The following is a 21,727-nucleotide window of genomic DNA, read 5'->3' as shown; positions in this document are numbered from 1 at the left end:
TGACCGGTCGGTCGCACAAGGTTTAGCTACAAAACGGATATCTCATCCACGATCTGCCATGAACTGCCAACCTTTGCGGTCGAGTTCCGCCGTAGCCGTTGACGCCCCCGTGGCGTTGAACCATGCGGTGAGCTCGATCTAGGAGGGTTCCATGGCGGAGGCCAGACAGAGCACCGATCCCTGTGTGCCGCTCTCGACGGCGCGGCATGCGCCGACTTCCGTCCCCGAGTGCGGCGCCGAGCCGCTCGGTGGCCGGGGCGCACGGTCCGAGGACTTCTGCGACCTCGTCACCGTCCCCACGCGCCAGGGGCTGGAGGCCGTCGACATCCTCCGGCGCGGCGCCGCGGAGGCCGTCGGCCCCGTCCTGCACGACGGCAACTGCGACACGCTCGGTTTCCTGGTGCCGCCGGGCACGGCCGACGCCTGGGACGTACCGGGCAGCACATGCACCCAGGCCCAGGGCGATGGCCGTGGTGCGGGCCTCCTCGCCGAGGCCCCGGAGCCCCCCGAGGCACCCGGGCCCGCGGAGTCCCCGGAGCCCCCTGTCGAGGGCTCCGGCTGGCTGCTGTCTCCGGATGAGTCGGACCTCGCCACCGATCCCGCGGTACTGCGGGCAGCCCTGGATGAGGCGGCTCGGTTGATCGAGGCGGCGGACAACTGCCGGTAGCCCTGAGCTCCCGCGGCTCGCTGAGCCGGCCCGGGCGTACAGCCCGATAATGGGCAGATGGCGAAGGCGAAGGCGAAGGCGAGGAACAAGCGGTCCGGGGGCGGGCGGTCGGTGCCGGAGGCCGTCGTCGTGGCGGTCGACGGGGGGCTCGCCGAGTTGATGCCCGACCGGGAGCGGGCGCGGGCCTGGACCCTGCTCATCGACGGTGCTCCGCAATCGCATGTCGACCTCGACGACCCCGCGTACCTGGACTTCGAGTACCAGCGGCGGCTCGGCCATGTCATCGACCTCGCCGCCCCGCCCGGCAGGCCCGTGCACGTCGTGCACCTGGGCGGCGGCGCTCTCACTCTCGCCCGCTATGTGGCCGCCACCCGCCCGCGCTCCACCCAGCAGGTCGTCGAGCGCGACGCGGCCCTCGTCCAACTGGTCCGCCGGGAGCTGCCGTTGCCACCGAACGCCCGGATCCGGGTGCGGTCCGTCGACGCCCGCGACGGGCTGGCCAAGGTGCCGGACGGCTGGGCGGACCTCGTCATCGCGGACGTGTTCAGCGGGGCGCGGACACCCGCCCATCTGACGTCGGCCGAATTCCTCGCCGACGTACGCCGGGTCGTCAAAGCCGGTGGCCTGTACGCCGCGAACCTCGCCGACGGCCCGCCCCTCGCGCACCTGCGTGGCCAGATCGCCACCGCGGCCGCTGTCTTTCCCGAGCTGGCCCTGGTCGCCGACCCGACGGTCCTGCGGGGCAAACGCTTCGGGAACGCGGTCCTCGTCGGCTCCGACCGGCCGCTGCCGGTCGCCGAACTGACCCGGCGCGCCGCCTCCGACCCGCACCCCGGACGGGTCGAGCACGGCCCGGCGCTGCTCGACTTCACCGGGGGAGCGACACCGGTCACGGACGCGGCAGCCGTGGCGTCCCCCGCGCCACCCCCTTCGGTCTTCCGCTGAGCGGCCCGGTGATGACGGCCCGTGGGCCGTAACAGCCCCGGCGCTTCTGGCAGTTGCCCCTCATCGATGCCGCGTCACAGCCATCTGACGACTCGCGTCGCCACGGCCGCGTACCCGATGCCGATCACCAAGGAGGCGAAGAGCGCCGACAGCGGGAAGTCCTCCCCGAAGTGGGGATAGACCTGGAAGTGCGTCAGGTAGATGTAGAGCGAGCTGCTCGCCAGGACGCCCGCGACCCGGTTGAGCGGGCCCAGGCTGGGCAGCGTCGGCACCCAGATCAGCAGCGTCAGCCCGGCCGCCACGAGAGCGGTGCGCAGCGGCTGGTCGTGGAACAGCCCCGGCATGGTGAGCAGGAGCACCGCCGTCAGCAGCGACCTCTGTCGCACGGTGGTCGCCCGCGCGGCCGCCCACCCCAGCGCGAACAGCCAGAAGACCACGGTGGGTCCCAGATGGAAGCGGGCGGGTGCCACCTCCGGCAGGTCGTACCGGCCGATCAGCCCGACCATCAGGAGAGCCAGCGGCACCCCGAACGTGTACCGCCGCTCCAACCGGTCCAGCCGCGGTACGGACATGAGCACGGCGAGGACGACCAGGAAGTAGACCAGTGCCTCCACGAACCAGTAGTGCCACTCGTGGCGCTCGGTCCCCTGGTCGAGCAGGCTGTTCAGCAGCAGGGCGTTGGCCGGGTCGTAGAGGCCGGTCAGCGCCACCGCGCAGCTGATCCACGCCACGCTCGGCACGACGACGCGGGCGATGCTGCGCCACAGGTGCCGCAGGCGCTCGCGGCGCTCGCCCCAGTCGAGATGGAAACGGGCGAAGTTGAAGCCCGCGACGCCGATCAGCACATGCGCGCTGCCCTGGAGGGAGAAGACGGGTATGTGCGAGGCGACGATCAGGACGATCCCCACGGCGCGCAGGGCGATGCCCGTCTCCAGGGAGCGACGGGTGTTCCAGGGGCGGGTGTGCCAAGAACGGGTGCTCCTGACCCGCCGGAGCCGCGGGGACTCCGGGGCCCGCGTACGCCCGTTCACGGGTGCTGCCAGGGCGCGTAGTTCACGGATCGGCTTCGTGTGCCAGTCGGTGGGCAGCCCGCCCAGTGCCTCCTCCAGCCGCAGGGACATCTCGACGTAGGAGAGCGAGTCGCCGCCCAGGCTCGCGAAGCTGCTGTCCTCGGTGACGTCGGTCCGGTCGAGGATCCCGGCGTACAGACGGCACAAGTCCCCGGCAGGTGCCCCGGCCGCTTCCTCCGGTGCGGGGCGTGTCAGCCGTCGTACGGCCGCGTAGTCGGGCTTGCCCGTGCCGAGCCGCGGGAGTTCGGCGAGGACCCGGACGCGTATCGCGCGCGCCGGGAGTCCGCACTCGGCGGCCACCAGTCGCCGCAGCCGGTCACTGTCGGCGGCCTCCTCACCGATCGCGCCCGGCGCGCCGAGCACGGCCAACGCCAGGGCGTCCCCGTCCCCCGCGCAGTACGCGGTGACCCCGTGCCGCTCCAGCAGCGCCTCGACGCGCTGGGGGTCGATCCGTAGACCGGCGATCTTCGCGAACCGGCTGCGGCGGCCCACGATCTCGTACAGCCCGTCGGGTGCGCGCCGGGCGAGGTCCCCCGTGTGCAGTTCCCGCACGGTCCGGCCGAGGCCGAGGTCGGCCGGGTTCTCGGCGTAGCCGAGCATCACGTTCGGTCCCGAGTAGACCAGTTCGCCGATCTCCGGATCATCCTGGTCGTCGACGGGCTGCAGCCGGAAGGAGCCGCCGGGGATCGGTACGCCGACGGCCTCGGGACGCTCCGTGGCGAGTTGCGGCGGCAGGTAGGCCATCCGTGCCGTCGCCTCGGTCTGTCCGTACATCACGAACATCTCCCAGCCGGACCGGCGCCCCAACTCCGCGTACCGCGCCACGCGTTCGGGTGCGAGTCGCCCGCCGGCCTGGGTGACGCGGCGCAGATGCGGCAGCCGCATCCCCTCGAAGCCGACCCGGTCGAGCAGGTCGAAGGTGTACGGCACGCCGGCGAGCGAGGTGCCGCGGGCGCGGCGGAACTCCTCCCAGAAGGCGGTGTCGGACACCGACCGCTCGGTGAGGATCAGTCCGGCGCCGCGCAGCAGATGGCTGTGAATGACGGACAGGCCGTAGCAGTAGTGCGGGGGCAGCGTGGTGGCCGCCCGGTCGGTGTCACGGATGCCGAGGTACGTGGCGATGGACTGGGCGTTGGCCTGCAGGTTCTGGTGCGAGAGCCGCACCAGTTTGGGCGAGCCGGTCGAGCCGGAGGTGCTCAGCAGCAGGGCCAGGTCCGGGTGGAGGGTGTGGCTGCTCGCGCGGCGCCGTTCGTCGAGGTCCCAACTGCCGTCGGCACCCGGCCGCGCCACCACGTCCGGGTCGTACGCGGTGGTCAGTGAGCGGATCGTGCTGTCGCTGTCGCCGGGGACGAGCAGGACGGGGTGGCCTGCGGAGAGGGCCGCCAGGTGAATGACGAGGGCGTCGGCCCGATTGGCTCCGGCCAGCAGCACCAGTCGGCGCACCGGTCCGAGGCGCTCGGCGGTGGCGGCCACCCGCTCGGCCAGCCGACGGTAGGAGAGCGTCTCCTGAGGGGTGATCAGGGCGACGCGGTCGCCGTGCGCCGCGAGGCCCCGCGCGAACGGCACGCCGTGCGGACGCACGACGGGCGGTCGGGGAAACGGCACCGAGCCGGGCGCGACGGGGGCCACGGGGGACGGGGCGGTCGACGGAGCCCGAAGAGTGGGCGGCGCCTGCAGGGGCCCGAAGGGGTCGATCACGGTGCGCGCCTTTCCGCAGCAGAGTCCGCCGGTAACACAGATCCCTTGACGGTTAGGCAAGGTTTACCTTATTCATAGCATGTTCACAGTTGGCTAAAAAGCATCGCTTCGCCGCTCGCTGACAGACGACGCGACCTGCGGCGTCGCGGCGAGCCATGCAGGAAGGCCCACCCATGCGACGCCCCCTGGCTGGCCGAATCACCGCGCTTGTCGCGGCCGGCCTCCTGCTGCCCGCCCTCGCCGCCTGCGGCTCCGACGACGACGGGAGCGGCCAGGGGAAGGGCGGCGACTCCGCCCTCGTCATCTACTCCGGCCGTAACGAGAAACTGGTCAAGCCGCTCCTCGACAAGCTGGAGAAGGCCGTCGGCACCAAGGTGGAGGTGCGCTACGGCGACAGCGCCGAACTGGCCGCCCAGATACTGGAGGAGGGCGAGCGCACCAAGGCCGGACTGTTCTTCTCCCAGGACGCCGGAGCGCTCGGCGCCCTCTCCAAGGAGGGCATGCTGGCGAAGCTCCCGCAGGCCCACCTGGACAAGGTCGACAAGGCCTACCGGAGCGGGGACGGCGACTGGGTGGGCACGTCCGGGCGCGTCCGCGTCATCGCGTACCACCCGGACAAGGTCGCCGAGGGCGAGGTCCCGGGCAGCGTCCACGACGTGGTGAAGCCCGAGTGGAAGGACAAGGTCGGCTTCGCGCCCACCAATGCCTCCTTCCAGGCCTTCGTCACCGGCATGCGCGTCCTGGAGGGCGACGACGCCACCCGTGAGTGGCTGAAGGCACTGAAGGACAACGGCGCCAAGACCTACGCCCACAACCTCGCCACCCTGGACGCCGTCGAGTCCGGCGAGGTCTCCCTCGGCCTGATCAACCACTACTACTGGTACGAGCGGGTCGCCGAGAAGGGCGAGGACAAGGTGGGCGCCAAGCTCCACTTCCTGCCCGGCAAGGACCCCGGCGCGCTGATCAACGTCGCCGGGGTGGGCATCCTCAAGGACGCCGGGCAGAGCGAGGCCGCGCAGAAGGCCGTCGACTTCCTGCTCTCGGAGGAGGCACAGACCTACTTCGCCGACAAGACGAAGGAGTACCCGCTGGCCGCGGGCGTCACCAGCACCGTCGAGGGCCTGCCGCCGTTCGACTCCCTCGAATCCCCCGACATCGACCTCGGCAAGCTGGAGTCCCTCCAGGAGACCCTGGCCATGCTCCAGGACGTCGGACTGGTCTGACGGCCGTGCCCAACACCCCGCGTTCCGCGCCGCGTTCTGCCGCAGAATCGGCCGCCGCCGGAGCATCCGCCCCGGCAAGGGCATCCGCTCCGGCAGGGCGCGGTCGGTTCCGTACGTTCCCTACGTTCCCTACGTTCCCTGCGTGTCATACGTTCCGTACGCGGACCGGGCGCAGACCACCCCTGGTCCTGCTCGTCCCCGCCGGTGTGGCCGCCCTCTTCGCCCTGCTCCCGCTCGGCTATCTCGCCGTCCGCGCCCTCGAACGCGGCCCCGGTTACGCCTGGGACGTCGTCGCCGACGCACGCACCCTGCACCTGCTCGGCCGCAGCCTCGGCCTCACCACCGTGGTCGTCGCGGCCAGCCTGGTGCTGGGGGTCTCGCTGGCCTGGCTCACCGTGCGCACCGACCTGCCCGGCGCCCGCGCCTGGTCGGTGCTGGCCACGCTGCCGCTGGCCGTGCCCAGTTACGTCGCCGCCTTCGCCTGGCTGTCCGCCGAGCCCTCACTCGCCGGGTTCGGCGGGGCCGCGCTGGCGCTGACCCTGGTCAGCTTCCCGTACGTCCATCTCCCGGTCGCCGTCGCGCTGAGCGGCATCGACCCGGCGCAGGAGGAGGCCTCGCGCTCCCTCGGCCATGGCCCGTCGGCCACCTTCCTGCGGGTGACCCTGCCGCAACTGCGACCGGCCGCGGCGGGCGGCGGGCTGCTCGTGGCGCTGTACGTGCTCTCGGACTTCGGTGCGGTCTCGCTGATGCGGTACGACACCTTCACCCGGGCCATCCACACGTCGTACCGCGCGTCCTTCGACCGCACCCCGGCCGCCGCGCTCAGTGTCGTGCTGGTGGTGATGACGGTGGTACTGGTCGCCGCCGAGACCCTTACGCGCGGACGCGCCGGACACGCGAGGACGGGTACGGGCACCGCCCGACCGGCCGTTCCGCTCCCGCTGGGCCGGTGGCGGCCGCTCGCACTGCTGTGGTGCGGCGCAGTGGCTGCCGTGGCCGTCGTCTTCCCCCTCGGCACCCTCGCGTACTGGCTGACCGCCGGCAGCTCGGCCGCCTGGGACCTGGGAGGGCTCGTCGACACCGCCTGGGCCACCCTCGGGGTCGCCGCCGCGGGCGCCGCCCTCACCACGGTCCTTGCCCTGCCGGTCGGGGTGATCGCCGCCCGGCACCGGGGCCGGGGCGCGCGCCTGCTGGAGCAGGCGGCGTACGCGGGCCACGCGCTGCCCGGCATCACGGTCGCGCTCTCCCTGGTCTTCTTCGCGGTCCGCTACGCATACCCCCTGTACCAGCAACTCCCGCTCCTGGTCTGCGCGTACGCGGTCCTCTTCCTGCCGGTCGCGGTGGCCGCCACGCGCGCCGCCGTGCTCCAGGCGCCGCCCGTGCTGGAAGATGTGGCCCGGTCGCTGGGGCGGCGGCCGTGGCAGGTCCTGCGCGAGGTGACCGTGCCCCTGGCAGCGCCCGGAGTGGCGGCCGGAGCCGCCCTCACCTTCGTCGTCTGCATGAAGGAACTCCCGGCGACCCTCCTTCTGCGCCCCACCGGCATGGACACCCTCGCCACCCGCCTCTGGACCGAGACGGGTGCCGGATCCTTCGCCGCGGCGGCCCCCTACGCGGCAGCGCTGATCCTGCTCGCCGCCGTCCCCTCGTATCTCCTGGGCAGGCACCGGACATGACGGACACGAACGAACTGCACGTCGAAGGGCTCACCAAGTCGTACGGGGACGGCGACCCCGTCGTCCTGCGCGGGCTCGACCTGACCGTGCCGACCGGCGCCCTGGCCGCCGTTCTCGGCCCCTCCGGCTGCGGCAAGACCACCCTGCTGCGCATCGTCGCCGGCTTCCTGCGTGCCGACGCGGGCACGGTCCGGGTGGGCGACCGCGTCCTGACCGGCCCGGCCGCGGGCGTCTCTGTGCCGCCCGAGCGGCGCCGCATCGGCATCGTCCCGCAGGAGGGCGCGCTGTTCCCGCATCTGAGCGTGGCGCACAACGTGACCTTCGGCCTGAAGGGTGTGGACCGCCCCGAGCGACGCCGTCGCGCCGAGGAGATGCTGGAACTGGTCGGCCTGGCCGGCTACGGCGACCGCATGCCGCACGAACTGTCGGGCGGCCAGCAGCAACGCGTCGCACTGGCACGGGCGCTCGCCCCGCGCCCCCAACTGGTTCTGCTGGACGAGCCGTTCAACGCGCTCGACAGCGCACTGCGGGCGGGAGTGCGGGCGGACGTACGGACGGCGCTGCGCGCGACGGGAGCCACGGCCGTACTGGTCACCCACGACCAGCAGGAGGCCCTGTCCACCGCCGACCTCGTCGCCGTCGTCCGCGACGGCCGCGTCGCCCAGTGCGACACCCCGCAGGACCTCTACCGGCGCCCCGCCGACCCCTGGGTCGCCGGTTTCGTCGGCGACGCCGTCCTCCTCCCCGGCACGGTCGACACCGACGGCACGGTGCGTACGGCGCTGGGCACCGTACCCCTGTTCGCCCTGCCCGAAGGCCCGCGCACCGGCATGGTCCTGCTCCGCCCGGAACAGCTCCGGCTGACCGGCCCCACCGCGCAAGGCGCGGTCCGGGGCACGGTGACCGACGTCTGCTTCTACGGCCACGACGCCATGGTCACCGTCGCCGTCGACGGCCATGCCACCCCGGTCGGCATCCGCGTCGCGGGACCACTGCGAGTGCGGCCGGGGGAGGAGACGGGGGTGCGGGTTGCTGGTGAGGGGGTGCTGCATCCAGAGGGGGGCGCGCTGGAACGGCAGAGGTAGGAGGGGTCCGCCGCCAGAGTCAGCCTCTCTCTCCCGGAAGGGACGGCCGAGGCGATTCGCCGGCGGGTCGGCAAGCGCGAGTTTTCAGCGTTCATCACGGAGGCGGTGGAGCGGGAGCTCCGCGGTCAGATCCTGGATGAGTACCTGGCCGACTACCGCCTCAGCAATGCTGATCAGTGCCGGCTTGCACGGCCACAAGTACGCGATCGATGCCGCCGTGGCCGAAATGGCGCTGCGGCAGCGCCGCCCGGTGGTCATGCTGACCTCGGACATCGACGACATGGCCAAGCTCTGCGGGGACAGGGTGCGCCTGGTCGCCGTGTAGCCGAGGCCTCGCCCGGTAGCGACGTGTCGTGACTAGAGCGCCGGCGGCAGAGGGCGGCGGGCTCACGCAGGGTGACTTTCTGAATGGCGAGGGGCGCGGCACCCCCCTCAGGCGCCGCGCCCCATCCCCCGTTCCCCCGTATTACGGGTCTATTCCGTTGCCTCAGTTCTCTTCAGTGGTCACGTCGGGCAGTGCCCCCGACCGAGCCGCCTGCCCGTACCAGAGGGCGCTCGACTTCGGGGTGCGGGCCAGCGTCGAATAGTCCACGTACACCGCGCCGAAACGCTTGCCGTAGCCGTAGGACCACTCGAAGTTGTCCAGGAGGGACCAGAGGTAGTAGCCGCGGACGTCCGCGCCGTCGGCGATCGCGCGGCGCACCGCCGACAGATGGCCGTGCAGGTAGGCGATCCGCTCGGGGTCGTGGACGCGGCCCTCCGGGTCGGGCTTGTCGTCGTACGCCGCGCCGTTCTCCGTCACATACAGCGGCAGGCCCGGGGCCTCCCTCGCGTAGCGCATGATCAGTTCGTGGAGGCCGGTCGGGTCGATCGTCCAGCCCATCTCCGTACGGTCGCCCGGGGTCTGATGGAACATCACATCGTCGGCGGCCGGCCAGGGCGAGTACGCGCTCGCGCCGTGGCCGTCCGCGCGCGGGCCCTTCGGCGCCGCCTCCGCGGCCGAAACCAGCGCCGGCGTGTAGTAGTTCAGGCCGAGTGCGTCCAGCGGCTGGTTGATCGTCTCGAGGTCGCCGTCGAGGACGTACGACCAGTCCGTGACCGAGGACGTCGCTTCGAACAGGGTCTCGGGGTACGCGCCGTGCAGCATCGGGCCGTGGAAGATGCCGTTCGCCAGGTCGTCGATCCGCTGCTTCGCCGCCACATCCGCGGGATCGTCCGAAACCGTCCTGATCGTTGAGGAGTTGAGGCTCACCGCGATCGTGTTGCGGGCGGGCATCGCAGCGCGCAGCGCCGAAGTTCCCAGGCCGTGCGCCAGGTTCAGGTGATGGGCCGCCTTCAGGGACGCCGCCGGGTCCGTCCGGCCCGGGGCGTGCACCCCGGAGCCGTACCCCAGAAAGGCGCTGCACCACGGCTCGTTGAGGGTCATCCACTGCTCGACGCGGTCGCCGAGCGCCTCGCCGACGATCTGCGCGTACTCAGCGAAGCGGTACGCCGTGTCGCGCTCCGGCCAGCCGCCCGCGTCCTCCAGGTCCTGCGGCAGATCCCAGTGGTAGAGGGTGAGGGCCGGTTTGATGCCGCGCGCGAGCAGCTCGTCCACCAGCCGGCGGTAGAAGTCCAGGCCGCGCTGGACCGCGGGGCCGCGGCCCGTCGGCTGCACGCGCGGCCAGGACACCGAGAAGCGGTACGCGGACAGGCCCAGCTCCGCCATGAGGGCCACGTCGTCGCGGTAGCGGTGATAGTGGTCGACAGCGATGTCACCGGTCTCGCCACCGGCCGTCTTGCCGGGAGTGTGGCTGAAGGTGTCCCAGATCGAGGGCGTGCGGCCGTCCTCCCGCACCGCCCCCTCGATCTGGTACGCGGAGGTGGCGGCCCCCCAGAGGAAGGTGGACGGGAAGGTCACGGGCTCAGACATGGAAGCGCTCCCATAGAGGTCGTGGGGACCGACGGGTAGGAGGGGGGAAGGATGGGCGGGGCCGGGGCGGCGATGGCCCGGCCCCGTAGGGCGGCGGCGCGGCGGGTCAGCCCTTGATGGCGCCCTGCATGATCCCGCCCACGATCTGCTTGCCGAACAGGAGGAAGGCGATGAGCAGCGGCAGTGTGCCGAGCAGCGCGCCCGCCATGATCACTGCCTGGTCGGGGACGTAGCCGGTGCCGAGGGAGTTGAGCGCCACCTGCACGGTCGGGTTCTGCTGGTTGAGGGCGATGATCGGCCACAGGAAGTCGTTCCAGGCGAACACGAAGGTCAGCAGGCCGAGCACGGCCATCGCCGGCCGCGCCGCGGGGAAGACCACGTGCCATACGACCCGCAGACTGCTCGCGCCGTCCACGCGTGCCGCCTCGATCAGCTCGGTGGGCAGTGCCTGCACCAGGTACTGCCGCATGAAGAAGGTGCCGAAGGCGGTGCACAGCGTCGGCAGGATGACCGTCTGCAGCTGGTTGGACCAGCCGAGGTCGGACATCCACAGGTACAGCGGTACGACGGCCAGCTGCGGCGGGATCATCATCGTGCCGATGGTCAGCAGCAGCAGCGCGCTGGAGAACCGGAACCGCAGCTTGGCGAAGGCGAACCCGGCGAGTGTGGAGAACACCACCGTGCTGACGGTGATGGCGGACGCGACGAACGCCGTGTTGAACATCGCGGTGCCGAGCGAGGCCTCTTCCCAGGCGGTCTCCAGGTTCTTGAACAGGTTCCCGCCGAACCACAGCGGCGGCGGCGCCTGCGCGAGCCGGGAGTCGGTGCGGGAGGCCGCGATCGCCGTCCACACCAGCGGCGCCAGCGAGATCAGCGCGAAGAGGGTGAGGATGATGTACGTGACCGGTCCCGCGTGCAGCTGCTTGCCCGCGCCGAGGATCCGGGGACGCCGGGAGCCCCGCTTCTCCGCCTGAGGGAGCGTCAGATCGCTTGTCGTCATTGGGTTTTCCTCAGGCGTCGGGTGACCACCAGATTGATCACGGCGATGATCACAAGGATCAGGAACATCGACCAGGCGATCGCGGACGCCTTGCCGAGGTTGCCGACGATCCAGCCCTGGTCGTACATGTACAGGCCGAGCGTCTGGAACTGGTGGGCGGATCCGCCCTTCGAACCACTGACCCCGCCGAACAGCAGGGCCTCGCCGAAGAGCTGCGTCCCGCCGATCGTGGAGACGACCACCGTGAACAGGATCGTCGGCCGCAGCATCGGGATCGTCACATGGCGGAACTGCTGCCAGCGGCCCGCGCCGTCCAGGGCCGCCGACTCGTAGAGGTCGCTGGGGATCGCCTGCATCGCCGCGAGGTAGATCAGCGCGTTGTAGCCGGTCCAGCGCCAGATCACGATCGTGGACACGGCGAACTTCGAACCCCAGTCGGACTCACGCCAGTTGACCGGGTTGATCCCGACGGAGTCGAGGAGCCAGTTGATCATGCCGCCGTCCCAGGAGTACAGCAGCACGAACACCAGCGTGGCCGCCGCCACCGAGGTCGCGTACGGGGTGAGCATCACGACCCGCCACACGGTCGAGCCGCGCAGCTTGTAGTTGAGCAGGTGCGCCAGCCCGAGCGCCATCATCAGCTGCGGCACGGTCGAGATCACGCCGATGACGAAGGTGACCCACAGGGAGTTCCAGAAGAAGTCCGAGGACAGCAGGTTCTGGTAGTTGTCCAGCCCCGCCCAGGTCTGCTTGTCCAGGTCGGCCAGCTGCACGTTGTGCAGCGAGTACCAGGCCGTGTACAGCAGAGGGACCAGTGAGAAGGCCCCGAACACGATGAAGAAGGGGGAGATGAAGGCGTACGGCGACGCCTTCATGTCCCAGCGGTACAGCCGGCTGCGCCAGGAGCTGTCGCCCGGCGGTGGCGTACCGCGACCCTGAGCGCCCCGGGCCGCGCCCGGCTGATTGCCGGGCGCGGCGTCGGCACTCGTCGCGGGTTGCGCGAGAGCCTGCTTGGAGCTGGTCACTGGCCGAGCACGTCCTTGATCTCCTTGGTGGCCGCCTCCCAGCCCTGGTCAGGGGTCTTCCCCTTCTGCTCGACCTGGAGGATGCCCACGTCGGTGATCGAGGTGCCGATCGGCTGGTCCTTGACGCCCAGGTACTGCGTCGGGCTGGTCTTCGCCGCGTCGGAGAAGATCTGGGTGAGCGGCGCGTCAGAGAAGTATGCCGTGGTCTCGGCCTTCGGCTTCAGGGTCGCGTACGCCGACGGGGTCGACGGGAAGCTGGCCTGCTTGGCGAAGACCTTCGCCTGCTGCTCCGGCGCGGTCAGCCACTTCGCGAGCGCGATGGCTTCCTTCTGGTGCTTGCTCGCCGTCGGCACGCCGATGAAGGAACCGCCCCAGTTGGACGCGGTCGGTGCCGCCGCCACGTCCCACTTGCCGTTGCCGGACTCACCGGCCTTCTGCTGGATGTAGCCGATCATCCACGCCGGGCAGGCCACCGTCGCGAAGCTGCCCTTGGCGTAGGCCTGCTCCCAGGGCTTGTCGAACTGCTTCAGCTTCGCCGACATGTCGCTGGTCGCGACCTCCATCGCGACGTCCCAGGACTTCTTCACGCCCTCGGACTTGTCCCAGACGACGTTGCCGCCCTTGTCGTAGTACCGCTCGCTGAAGCCGCCCGCCACGGCGTTGTAGACCGAGGAGGCGGAGTCCACGTACTTGGTGCCCTTCGGCGCCTTCTTCATGTACTCCTTGCCGAGGTCGACGTACTTGGCCCAGTCGCCCTTCCACAGCTCGGCGAGCTTGGCGCGGTCCGTCTCCAGGCCGGCCTTCTTGAAGAGGTCCTTGCGGTAGCAGACCGCCATGGGACCGACATCGGTGCCGAGCCCGATCGTCTTGCCGTCCTTGGTCGTGGCCTGCGCGGTCTTCCAGTCCAGCCACTGGGACTTGTCGACCTCCTTGCCGAGGTCGACGAACTTGTCGGCCTGCGTCTGCACGGCCTCGGTGATGTTGCCGACCTCGATCGCCTGGATGTCGTCGGTACCGGAACCGGCCTGCAGACGGGTCAGCGTCTTGGGCCAGTACACGTCGGTACGGGTGGTGACGTTCTCCTTGATGGCGATGTCCGGGTGCAGCTTCATGTACTCGTCGTAGAGGCCGGACTGCTTGTAGCCGAATTCACCGAAGGTACCGACGGTTATCGTCGTCTTGCCGCTGCTGTCGCCACCGCCGTCCGACGAAGAGCCGTCGTCCGAGTCCTCGGCACAGCCGGCCAGCAGTCCCGTGGCCAGCGCGGCGACCGCCGTGAGGGCCACCAGCCGGCGGGACCGGCGGGTACTCGTGCGCATTGCGTCCTCCTGTTGCCTGACGTGCCGACCCCCCGGCCAACTGCACTGTTGGGCCCGTTATCTAGCTGCGGCTCGGGCGGGGAACGTGCGGGATGTGTATGTGCCAGGTACTGTGGGAGCGCTCCCACCAGTGATGTATTGAAGACTCGTTGGTTCGTGCGGGGGTGTCAAGGGCGAAGGCAGGGAGATATGTCTTCAGTTATCGGGCTGTTAGCTGACGCCGTGAACGAGGGTCGAAGGCCACCGGGAACCGGCCGGGCGAACCTTCACAGGATGGCGGATCACTCTGCGTCGGGCGACGGAGGACCGGTCCGCGGACACGTCGGACAGCAGGTCGCGGGGCATCTCGCGATCTGATGCGAGGCATCGAACAGGGATCAAGGCTGTTAGATTCCAGGCCGAACGCGGTGTGATGAGAGGCGGACCATGGCAGTCCACGGAGCGCGGAGCCGGAGCGGCAAGCGGCCGACCCTCGAAGAGGTCGCCGCGCGAGCCGGAGTGGGGCGCGGCACGGTTTCCCGGGTGATCAACGGCTCGCCGCGGGTCAGCGACGCCACGCGCGCGGCCGTCGAGGCGGCGGTGGCGGAACTCGGCTACGTGCCCAACACGGCGGCCCGCGCCCTCGCCGCCAACCGCACGGACGCGATCGCGCTGGTCGTCCCCGAGCCCGAGACCCGGTTCTTCGCGGAGCCGTACTTCTCGGACATGCTGCGGGGCGTGGGCGCGGCCCTGTCGGACACGGAGATGCAGCTCCTGCTGATCTTCGCGGGCAGTGACCGGGAGCGGCGTCGGCTGGCCCAGTATCTGGCGGCCCACCGGGTCGACGGCGTCCTGCTGGTCTCGGTGCACGCGGACGATCCGCTCCCCGACCTGCTGGAACAGCTGGAGATCCCGGCGGTGATCAGCGGCCGCAGGTCCGCCGAGGAGACGCTGCCGTCCGTCGACTCGGACAACTACGGCGGCGGCCGTGCCGCGGTGGAACACCTGCTCGCCCGGGGGTGCCGCACCGTGGCCCATATCGCGGGACGCCTCGACGTCTTCGGCGCCCAGCGCCGCATCGACGGCTACCGCGACGCGCTGCGCGACGCGGGCCGGGAGGTGGACGAGGACCTGATCGTCCCGGGTGACTTCACGGAGGAGGGCGGCCGCCGCGCGATGACGGAACTGCTCGACCGCCACCCCGTCGTGGACGCGGTCTTCGCCGGCTCCGACGTCATGGCCGCCGGCGCCCGCCAGGTTCTGCGCGAGGCCGGCCGCCGCATTCCCGACGACGTGGCCCTCGTCGGCTACGACGACTCCGCCATCGCCCGCCATATGGACCCGCCCCTGACCAGCGTCCGCCAGCCGATAGAGGAGATGGGCCGCGCGATGCTCGACCTGCTGCTCGGCGAGATAGCGGACCGCCGTCCGGCGGCCTCACGGGGCCTGGAGAAGCGTCAGGTCGTACTGCCGGCGAAGCTGATGGCACGCGCCTCTTCGTGAGGCGCGCGGGAACGGGGCTGTGTTCCTGTGGTGTTCCCATGGTGTTCCCGTGGGAACGGCAACGGACAAGGCCCGACCTGCTTTCGCAGGTCGGGCCTTGATCATCCAGGGTGAGTGACGGGACTTGAACCCGCGGCATCCTGGACCACAACCAGGTGCTCTACCAGCTGAGCTACACCCACCATGACCGGTGGTTGTCCGCGTGGACTTCCCGACCGGCCAAGAAAAAGTGTACAGGGTCCGAAGGGGTGCTCGCGCCCGCCTTTCGCGGGGCGTCAACTCGCGGGCAGGACGTGTTTCGCGGCGATCGTACGGGCCGTGTCCGAGTCCGGTCCCGGCTGCGGGACGAAGATCGCCTCGCGGTAGTAGCGGAGTTCGGCGATGGATTCGCGGATGTCCGCCAGGGCTCTGTGGTTGCCGTTCTTCTCCGGGCTGTTGAAGTACGCCCGGGGATACCAGCGGCGGGCCAGTTCCTTGATGGAGGAGACATCGACGATCCGGTAGTGGAGGTAGTCCTCCAGGGTCGGCATGTCGCGCAGCAGGAAGCCACGGTCCGTGCCCACCGAGTTGCCGCACAGCGGAGCCTTGCCCGGCTCCTTGACGTGCTCCCGTACGTAGGCCAGGACCTGCTCCTCGGCGTCCGCCAGTGTCGTACCGGCGGCCAGTTCGGAGAGGAGGCCCGAGGCGGTGTGCATCGTGCGCACCACCTCCGGCATGGTCTCCAGGGCCGCGTCCGGCGGGCGGATCACGATGTCCACCCCTTCCCCGAGCACATTCAGCTCGGAGTCGGTGACCAGCGCGGCCACCTCGATGAGCGCGTCGTCGGACAGCGAGAGGCCGGTCATCTCGCAGTCGATCCACACCATGCGATCGTTCATATGTCTCACCCTACGGCCCGTGGCCGCGGGCGGGCAGGCACGGGACCAGCGCTTGAGCGAAGCGGGGCGGGCGACGGTCCTCCGACCACGCCGCACCCCGCCTCACGCGGTGAGCCTCATCCCCGGCTCACCACCATGTCTCCACGGCTCTCTACTGAGCGCTCCGCTGCCCCGGCACACTCGGCCGCCCGTGCAGGTACAGCTCCGTCGCGCCCTTCGCCGGGTCCGTGGACAAGGACGCGGTCGGACCCACGGCGTGCGCCGCGGCCGTGCGGCGCGACTGGAGGGGTACGGGGGCGTCCTGATGAACCGGTGGCGGCGAGCCGTCCGGGTCCGACGGCTTGTCGGACTGCGGGCGCCGGGCGCGATAGGCGGCCCGGTACGCGGCGGGGGACGAGCCGAGCTGACGGCGGAAGTGGCCGCGCAGGGCCACCGGGGAGCGGAAGCCGCAGCGGCCCGCCACCTCGTCCACCGAGTAGTCCGACGTCTCCAGCAGCCGCTGCGCCTGGAGCACCCGCTGCGTGATCAGCCACTGCAGAGGGGCGCTCCCGGTGAGAGAGCGGAAGCGGCGGTCGAACGTACGCCTGCTCATGTACGCGCGTGCCGCCAGCGTCTCCACGTCGAACTGTTCGTGGAGGTGCTCCAGTGCCCAGGCGACGACCTCCGCGAGCGGGTCGGCGCCGATCTCCTCCGGTAAAGACCGATCGAGATAGCGCTCCTGGCCGCCGCTGCGCCGGGGCGGCACCACCAGGCGGCGGGCCAGTGCTCCGGCGGCTTCGTTGCCGTGGTCCGTCCGCACGATGTGCAGACAGAGGTCGATGCCCGCGGCCGTACCCGCCGAGGTCAGCACGTCGCCGTCGTCCACGAACAGCTCGCGGGGATCGACGTGGACGGACGGATAGCGCTTCGCCAGCGTCGGCGCGTACATCCAGTGGGTGGTCGCGGGACGGCCGTCCAGCAGTCCGGCCGCGGCCAGTACGAAGGCGCCGGTGCACAGCCCGACTATGCGGGCCCCCTCCTCATGGGCCCGGCGCAGGGCGTCGAGCGCCTCCTGGGGCGGTGGCGCGGTGATCGACCGCCAGGCCGGCACGACGACGGTGCCCGCCCTGGAGATCGCCTCCAGCCCATGGGGCGCGGTCAGTTCGAGTCCCCCGGTCGTCCGCAGGGGCCCTTCCTCCCCCGCGCAGACAAGCAGCCTGTAGCGCGGCACGCCGGCGTCCTGGCGGTCGATCCCGAACACCGACAGTGGTATGGAACTCTCGAAGATGGGGCCGCCGCTGAACAGCAGCACCGCGACGATCTCCTTGCGGCGTCGCCCGGAAAGTTTCCGGGCCGCGGCTTCCGGCGCGGCAGTGGAGTCGTGGCTCATACTGCTAAGCCCCCCTCGGTGGTCGCGGCTCCTCGGTTGTGTCGCTCCTGCACGTTTCCCCTCGGTCCTGCACGAGTCCCCCGCCGTAAGACAGTCAAGATCGAATCTACTGTGTCCAGTGGTGCCTGGGTGACCAGTTCGGCACACGGCACATTGTCGACATGGCAACTTGGCGTGAAGCATTCGATCACGAAGCGTTGCACTCGTGGGTCCTACAGGGAAGTGCGCCTCGTCCGCGTGGCTGGTCCCCGTAGGGTGCGGGCGCCCTTAGGGCCCCTTTCAGTGCAGGTCGAACGGGGGTTGATGACCCCTTCGGCCAAGTAATGCGCGGCTCCCAGAAGTTGGCTGAAAACCGATGGGTCCTTGCGCGCAAACCGGTCAGTCAACCGGCGTGCGTCCCCGGGAGTACAGGCACCTCCTGCGTGCTCCCGCGCCGACCCCGCCGCGCCGCCGGCGACGCGGCGTCCGCTCCTCGTTCAGCAGACGAGGCGTGCCCCGCTCGGAGCGCCTCAGCAGGACCCGGCACGCCCCGGTCACCGCGGCCAGGCCGAGGGCCGCGCCTGCCGCGCCGGCCAGGGAGGTCCCGTACCCGACGAGCACCGCGGGCACCAGGACGCAGCTGAAGGCCGCCCAGCGGATCACATCGCTCACCGTGTCCTGTGCGGCGGGTGTCCCGGAGGAGGGCCGGGGTGCGGTCGAGGGTCCGGGCACGGTGGGGCTCCCTGGGGCGGCGGGTTACGGGGGTTCAACGCATGGCCGACCGGCCGGTCACGGTGGTGGGCCGGTCACGGCCGGCGGTCGGGGGCGGCCGGGGACGCGATGAGCGGGGTGAAGCCCAGCGGAACCCTGTGCAAACCGCCTGTACGTGGCAGCAACCATTGCGTTGCGGGCGCTCTCTCGTGCATGCTCCGGGGAACCCTCCCGCGGTGAGTGCGGGATCTGGGCAGAGGAGGCGTGCCGCCGTACCCTTGGGGGTATGGGGTTGGGAAGATGATTCCCGGACACAGCTCCGTAGCACCTGTCGTCCCACCCACGAGGATCAAAACGCCGAGACACTCATGGCCGGACAAGAATTCTTCGATCCCGCGCACCGCAAGCGCCCCGTCGCCGACCCCAAGGCGGCCGAGCCCTCGGCGGAGGAACAAACACGTCAGTCCTGCGATCCGGCGTTCAAGCACGGTGTCGTCGTCGGCTTCGACGGCTCGACGTCCAGTGAACGCGCCCTCGCCTACGCGATCGGGATGGCGCATCGCTCCGGCTCCGGCCTGATCATCGTGCACGTCGCCAACCGGCTGCCGACCACGGTGTGGGCGGGCTGTGAGCCCCCGGTCTTCGTCGATGTTCCGGACCACCGCACCGAGGTGCTCGGGCTTGAACTCGCCTGTGCGGAATACCTGTCCGAAGTGCCGTGGATCCTTGTCGAGCGCGGCGGCGACATCTGCCACGAACTCGAGGAGGTCGGGCGGGAGTACGAGGCGGACGCGATCGTCGTCGGCACCACGCACGGCATCGTCGGGCGGATCTTCGGCTCGGTCGCGGGGCGGCTCGCGAAGCGCGCACAGCGCCCGGTGATCGTCATTCCGTGACCCCCGCGCCCGCGCCCGCGCGCGAGCGCACCCGGCCCGTTCTCGACGCCTCCGGCGTTGCCATTCCGTAACTCGCCGTTGTCCCAGGTGAGACGAGCCGCCGCGAGCGTCAACCTCCTTCTGTACGTGGACAAATCTACTGGCGCGTAGAGGTGGTTTGTGCCCTTGTGAAGGGTACAAACCGTTCGCCGGTCGACGGACATACGACCGGCACCTCACCGCACCACCGCACGTGCATGAAGGGAGCCCGCCGTGGACAACGACGTCTCTGCGGGAAGCACCACCACGACACTTGGTCATCTCGCCCTCGGAGTCACCCTGCTGGCCTTCGGCCTCGGTCACACCGAAGTGATCGACGGCGTGACAGCCGGGGACGCCGTCTCGCTCGCCACCTACGTCGGTGGCATCGCGCTCTTCGTCGCCGGTCTCCTCGCGCTGCGCGACCGCGACGCGTTCACGGGTACGGCGTTCGCCGGGCTCGGGGCGTTCTGGTTCACCTGGGGCGTCGGCGCGGACACCCAGGTCACGGACAACGCGGCCGGGCTGTTCCTGCTGCTCTTCGCGCTCGTCGCGCTCAGCCTGACCGTCGGTGCGTCCGGTGGTGCCACCCTCACACGCGGGGCGTACGGACTGCTCTTCGTCGCCCTTCTCCTCCTCGCCGTCGCGCGGTTCGGCGACTCCGAAGCGCTCACCAGGGCCGGTGGCTGGTTCGCGGCGGCGTCCGGCCTGATGGCCTGGTACGCGGCGACGGCGGCCCTGGCCCACTGGCCGACGGCACTGCCGCGAGGACGCGCTGCCGGCCGGGGGGTGACGGCCACCGGCTGAGGCAGCCGCGAGCCGGGGTTTGGGCGGCCCCGGCTCCTGAAAAAGAACGGCTCTCCGTGTGCGGGTGGCACACACGGAGAGCTGTTCTGTGAGCGGCGCCGGTGGATTTACTCCACCGTCACCGACTTGGCGAGGTTGCGCGGCTTGTCGATGTCCCGGCCCAGGGCCAAGGCCGTGTGGTAGGCGAGGAGTTGGAGGGGGATGCCCATCAGGATCGGGTCGAGCTCGTCCTCGTTCTTGGGGACGACGATCGTCTGGTCGGCCTTCTCCTGCTCCCGGTGGGCGACCGCGAGGATCTTGCCGCTGCGGGCCTTGATCTCCTCCAGGGCCGCGCGGTTCTTCTCCAGGAGGTCGTCGTCGGGGACGATCGCCACGGTGGGCAGCGCGGGCTCGATCAGCGCGAGCGGGCCGTGCTTCAACTCCGAGGCGGGATAGGCCTCGGCGTGGATGTACGAGACCTCCTTGAGCTTCAGCGAGGCCTCACGGGCCACCGGGTAGCCGCGTACACGGCCGATGAAGAGCATCGAGCGGGCCTCGGCGTAGTCCTCCGCCAGCTTCTTGATGTCCGCCTCCTGCTCCAGCATCTCGGAGATCTGGCCGGGCAGCCTGCGCAGGCCCTCGATGATCCGCTTGCCGTCGGAGACCGACAGGTCGCGGGTGCGGCCGAGGTGCAGCGCGAGCAGAGCGAAGGCGACCGTGGTGTTGGTGAAACACTTGGTGGACACCACGCACACCTCGGGGCCGGCGTGCACGTACATGCCGCCGTCGGCCTCGCGGGCGATCGCAGAACCGACCACGTTCACGATGCCGAGGACCCGCGCGCCCTTCCGCTTCAGCTCCTGCACGGCTGCCAGTACGTCGTACGTCTCACCGGACTGGGACACCGCGACGTACAGCGTGTCGGGGTCGACGACCGCGTTGCGGTAGCGGAACTCGGAGGCCGGCTCGGCGTCCGCGGGGATACGGGCCAGCTCCTCGATCATCTGGGCGCCGATCATGCCCGCGTGGTACGAGGTGCCGCAGCCGAGGATCTTCACCCGGCGGATCTTGCGGGCCTCGCGGGCGTCCAGGTTCAGGCCGCCCAGGTGCACGGTGGAGAACCGGTCGTCGATGCGGCCGCGCAGCACCCGGTCCACGGCGTCGGCCTGCTCGTGGATCTCCTTGTGCATGTACGTGTCGTGGCCGCCCATGTCGTACGACTCGGCCTCCCACTCCACGGTGGTCGGCTCGGCGGTCGTACGGGTGCCCTCGGTGGTGTACGTACGGAAGTCGTCGGCCTTGAGGGTCGCCATCTCGCCGTCGTCGAGGGTGACGATCTGGCGGGTGTGCGCGACGAGCGCGGCGACGTCGGAGGCGACGAACATCTCCTTCTCGCCGATGCCGAGGACGACCGGGGAGCCGTTGCGGGCCACCACGACGCGGTCGGGGAAGTCGGCGTGCATGACGGCGATGCCGTACGTGCCCTCGATGACGCGCAGCGTCTCGCGGACCTTGTCCTCCAGCTTCACGGCCTGCGAGCGGCCGATGAGGTGGGTGAGGACCTCGGTGTCGGTCTCGGAGAGGAACTCGACGCCGTCGGCCTCCAGCTTCCTGCGCAGGTCGGAGGCGTTGTCGATGATGCCGTTGTGGACGACGGCGACCTTGCCCTCGGCGTCCAGGTGCGGGTGCGCGTTCACGTCGGATGGCGCGCCGTGCGTGGCCCAGCGGGTGTGGGCGATGCCGGTGGTGCCCTTGAACCGGGCGGGGACCTTCGCCTCCAGGTCGCGGACCCGCCCCTTGGCCTTGACCATCTTGAGGCCGGGCGTCTTCGGGCTGGTCACGACGATGCCCGCCGAGTCGTATCCCCGGTACTCGAGGCGCTGCAGTCCTTCGAGGAGGAGCGGTGCCACATCACGCCTGCCGATGTATCCCACGATTCCGCACATACGTTCCCTCGGTTCCCCTCTGTCGTTCGTTCGGCTCTGTCGTCC

Annotated in this window: 17 protein-coding genes, 1 tRNA gene and 2 pseudogenes; 10 read left to right on the top strand and 10 right to left on the bottom strand. The window is 70.5% G+C overall.

Features of this window, described 5'->3' with window-relative positions; genetic code table 11:
* Positions 1–151 precede the first annotated feature (151 nt).
* Together FE633_RS18120 and FE633_RS18115 are read left to right on the top strand one after the other, a co-directional pair.
* Positions 152–667 (top strand): hypothetical protein, encoded by a 516-nt coding sequence (locus FE633_RS18120; RefSeq protein WP_138046211.1) that lies wholly within the window; start codon positions 152–154, stop codon positions 665–667.
* A gap of 57 nt (positions 668–724) precedes the next feature.
* A complete protein-coding gene (locus FE633_RS18115) occupies positions 725–1,612 on the top strand; it encodes a spermidine synthase (protein ID WP_138046210.1) in 888 nt (295 codons plus the stop codon).
* A gap of 74 nt (positions 1,613–1,686) precedes the next feature.
* Here FE633_RS18115 and FE633_RS18110 read toward each other — a convergent pair whose 3' ends face one another.
* Entirely contained in the window at positions 1,687–4,380 is a 2,694-nt protein-coding gene (locus FE633_RS18110) for an AMP-binding protein (RefSeq protein ID WP_246113682.1), read from the bottom strand.
* Between the two features lie 173 nt (positions 4,381–4,553).
* Between FE633_RS18110 and FE633_RS18105 the strand changes: the two genes are divergently transcribed.
* From FE633_RS18105 to FE633_RS18090, 5 genes and pseudogenes are all read left to right on the top strand, one after another.
* Positions 4,554–5,603, top strand: a complete 1,050-nt coding sequence (locus tag FE633_RS18105) for an iron ABC transporter substrate-binding protein (RefSeq protein ID WP_138046209.1) — start codon at positions 4,554–4,556, stop codon at positions 5,601–5,603.
* Positions 5,604–5,809: 206 nt separating this feature from the next.
* Positions 5,810–7,276 carry an ABC transporter permease gene (locus FE633_RS18100; RefSeq protein ID WP_246113681.1) on the top strand — a complete coding sequence of 489 codons (1,467 nt, stop codon included), beginning with the start codon at positions 5,810–5,812 and terminating at the stop codon, positions 7,274–7,276.
* The gene (locus FE633_RS18095) at positions 7,273–8,361 is read left to right on the top strand and encodes an ABC transporter ATP-binding protein (protein ID WP_138046208.1); all 1,089 of its coding nucleotides are present in this window, start codon (positions 7,273–7,275) and stop codon (positions 8,359–8,361) included. Before FE633_RS18100 ends, FE633_RS18095 begins: the two co-directional genes overlap by 4 nt.
* Positions 8,362–8,565 (top strand): annotated as a pseudogene (locus FE633_RS49755) (hypothetical protein); the annotation flags it as partial.
* Positions 8,519–8,686, top strand: a pseudogene (locus tag FE633_RS18090) (DNA-binding protein); the annotation flags it as partial. The pseudogenes FE633_RS49755 and FE633_RS18090, both read left to right, overlap by 47 nt.
* A gap of 162 nt (positions 8,687–8,848) precedes the next feature.
* Here FE633_RS18090 and FE633_RS18085 read toward each other — a convergent pair.
* From FE633_RS18085 to FE633_RS18070, 4 genes are all read right to left on the bottom strand, one after another.
* On the bottom strand, positions 8,849–10,273 hold the full coding sequence (locus FE633_RS18085) for a GH1 family beta-glucosidase (protein WP_138046206.1): 1,425 nt from the start codon (positions 10,271–10,273) through the stop codon (positions 8,849–8,851).
* Positions 10,274–10,379: 106 nt separating this feature from the next.
* Entirely contained in the window at positions 10,380–11,273 is an 894-nt protein-coding gene (locus FE633_RS18080) for a carbohydrate ABC transporter permease (protein WP_138046205.1), read from the bottom strand.
* Positions 11,270–12,298, bottom strand: a complete 1,029-nt coding sequence (locus FE633_RS18075; RefSeq protein WP_138046204.1) for a carbohydrate ABC transporter permease — start codon at positions 12,296–12,298, stop codon at positions 11,270–11,272. The genes FE633_RS18080 and FE633_RS18075 overlap by 4 nt, the downstream gene beginning before the upstream one ends.
* Entirely contained in the window at positions 12,295–13,617 is a 1,323-nt protein-coding gene (locus FE633_RS18070; protein ID WP_138046203.1) for an ABC transporter substrate-binding protein, read from the bottom strand. The genes FE633_RS18075 and FE633_RS18070 overlap by 4 nt, the downstream gene beginning before the upstream one ends.
* A 426-nt stretch (positions 13,618–14,043) precedes the next feature.
* Between FE633_RS18070 and FE633_RS18065 the strand changes: the two genes are divergently transcribed.
* Complete coding sequence (locus FE633_RS18065) at positions 14,044–15,099, top strand: LacI family DNA-binding transcriptional regulator (RefSeq protein WP_138046202.1); 1,056 nt, start codon at positions 14,044–14,046, stop codon at positions 15,097–15,099.
* A 109-nt stretch (positions 15,100–15,208) separates the two neighbouring features.
* Here FE633_RS18065 and FE633_RS18060 read toward each other — a convergent pair.
* The 4 genes from FE633_RS18060 to FE633_RS18045 all read right to left on the bottom strand — a co-directional run bounded on the left by FE633_RS18060 (position 15,209) and on the right by FE633_RS18045 (position 18,057).
* A tRNA-His gene (locus tag FE633_RS18060) sits at positions 15,209–15,281 on the bottom strand.
* A gap of 93 nt (positions 15,282–15,374) precedes the next feature.
* Positions 15,375–15,977: an oligoribonuclease gene (gene orn / locus FE633_RS18055; protein ID WP_119099402.1), complete on the bottom strand. Its 603-nt coding sequence runs from the start codon at positions 15,975–15,977 to the stop codon at positions 15,375–15,377.
* Positions 15,978–16,128: 151 nt separating this feature from the next.
* Positions 16,129–17,346 carry a helix-turn-helix domain-containing protein gene (locus FE633_RS18050; RefSeq protein ID WP_138046201.1) on the bottom strand — a complete coding sequence of 406 codons (1,218 nt, stop codon included), beginning with the start codon at positions 17,344–17,346 and terminating at the stop codon, positions 16,129–16,131.
* 378 nt (positions 17,347–17,724) lie between these two features.
* Positions 17,725–18,057, bottom strand: a complete 333-nt coding sequence (locus tag FE633_RS18045) for a hypothetical protein (protein ID WP_138046200.1) — start codon at positions 18,055–18,057, stop codon at positions 17,725–17,727.
* Positions 18,058–18,404: 347 nt separating this feature from the next.
* Here FE633_RS18045 and FE633_RS18040 point away from each other — a divergent pair, with 347 nt between their 5' ends.
* Together FE633_RS18040 and FE633_RS18035 are read left to right on the top strand one after the other, a co-directional pair.
* Positions 18,405–18,932 carry a universal stress protein gene (locus FE633_RS18040; RefSeq protein WP_138046199.1) on the top strand — a complete coding sequence of 176 codons (528 nt, stop codon included), beginning with the start codon at positions 18,405–18,407 and terminating at the stop codon, positions 18,930–18,932.
* 252 nt (positions 18,933–19,184) lie between these two features.
* A complete protein-coding gene (locus FE633_RS18035; RefSeq protein WP_138046198.1) occupies positions 19,185–19,757 on the top strand; it encodes a GPR1/FUN34/YaaH family transporter in 573 nt (190 codons plus the stop codon).
* Between the two features lie 107 nt (positions 19,758–19,864).
* Here FE633_RS18035 and glmS read toward each other — a convergent pair whose 3' ends face one another.
* A complete protein-coding gene (glmS, locus tag FE633_RS18030) occupies positions 19,865–21,682 on the bottom strand; it encodes a glutamine--fructose-6-phosphate transaminase (isomerizing) (RefSeq protein ID WP_138046197.1) in 1,818 nt (605 codons plus the stop codon).
* Positions 21,683–21,727: the final 45 nt, after the last annotated feature.

The sequence above is a fragment of the Streptomyces montanus genome, assembly GCF_005786655.1.
GTDB classification, from domain to species: Bacteria; Actinomycetota; Actinomycetes; order Streptomycetales; family Streptomycetaceae; genus Streptomyces; species Streptomyces sporangiiformans.
The sequence above is the reverse complement of the archived record's forward strand: the minus strand, read 5'-3'. Positions and strand labels throughout refer to the sequence as shown.

Coding starts and splice junctions, on each gene's coding strand:
- FE633_RS18070 (WP_138046203.1), bottom strand. CDS start 13,617: ATGCGCACGAGTACCCGCCGGTCCCGCCGGCTGGTGGCCCTCACGGCG.
- FE633_RS18095 (WP_138046208.1), top strand. CDS start 7,273: ATGACGGACACGAACGAACTGCACGTCGAAGGGCTCACCAAGTCGTAC.
- FE633_RS18115 (WP_138046210.1), top strand. CDS start 725: ATGGCGAAGGCGAAGGCGAAGGCGAGGAACAAGCGGTCCGGGGGCGGG.
- FE633_RS18050 (WP_138046201.1), bottom strand. CDS start 17,346: ATGAGCCACGACTCCACTGCCGCGCCGGAAGCCGCGGCCCGGAAACTT.
- FE633_RS18085 (WP_138046206.1), bottom strand. CDS start 10,273: ATGTCTGAGCCCGTGACCTTCCCGTCCACCTTCCTCTGGGGGGCCGCC.
- FE633_RS18105 (WP_138046209.1), top strand. CDS start 4,554: ATGCGACGCCCCCTGGCTGGCCGAATCACCGCGCTTGTCGCGGCCGGC.
- glmS (WP_138046197.1), bottom strand. CDS start 21,682: ATGTGCGGAATCGTGGGATACATCGGCAGGCGTGATGTGGCACCGCTC.
- orn (WP_119099402.1), bottom strand. CDS start 15,977: ATGAACGATCGCATGGTGTGGATCGACTGCGAGATGACCGGCCTCTCG.
- FE633_RS18120 (WP_138046211.1), top strand. CDS start 152: ATGGCGGAGGCCAGACAGAGCACCGATCCCTGTGTGCCGCTCTCGACG.
- FE633_RS18065 (WP_138046202.1), top strand. CDS start 14,044: ATGGCAGTCCACGGAGCGCGGAGCCGGAGCGGCAAGCGGCCGACCCTC.
- FE633_RS18040 (WP_138046199.1), top strand. CDS start 18,405: ATGGCCGGACAAGAATTCTTCGATCCCGCGCACCGCAAGCGCCCCGTC.
- FE633_RS18080 (WP_138046205.1), bottom strand. CDS start 11,273: ATGACGACAAGCGATCTGACGCTCCCTCAGGCGGAGAAGCGGGGCTCC.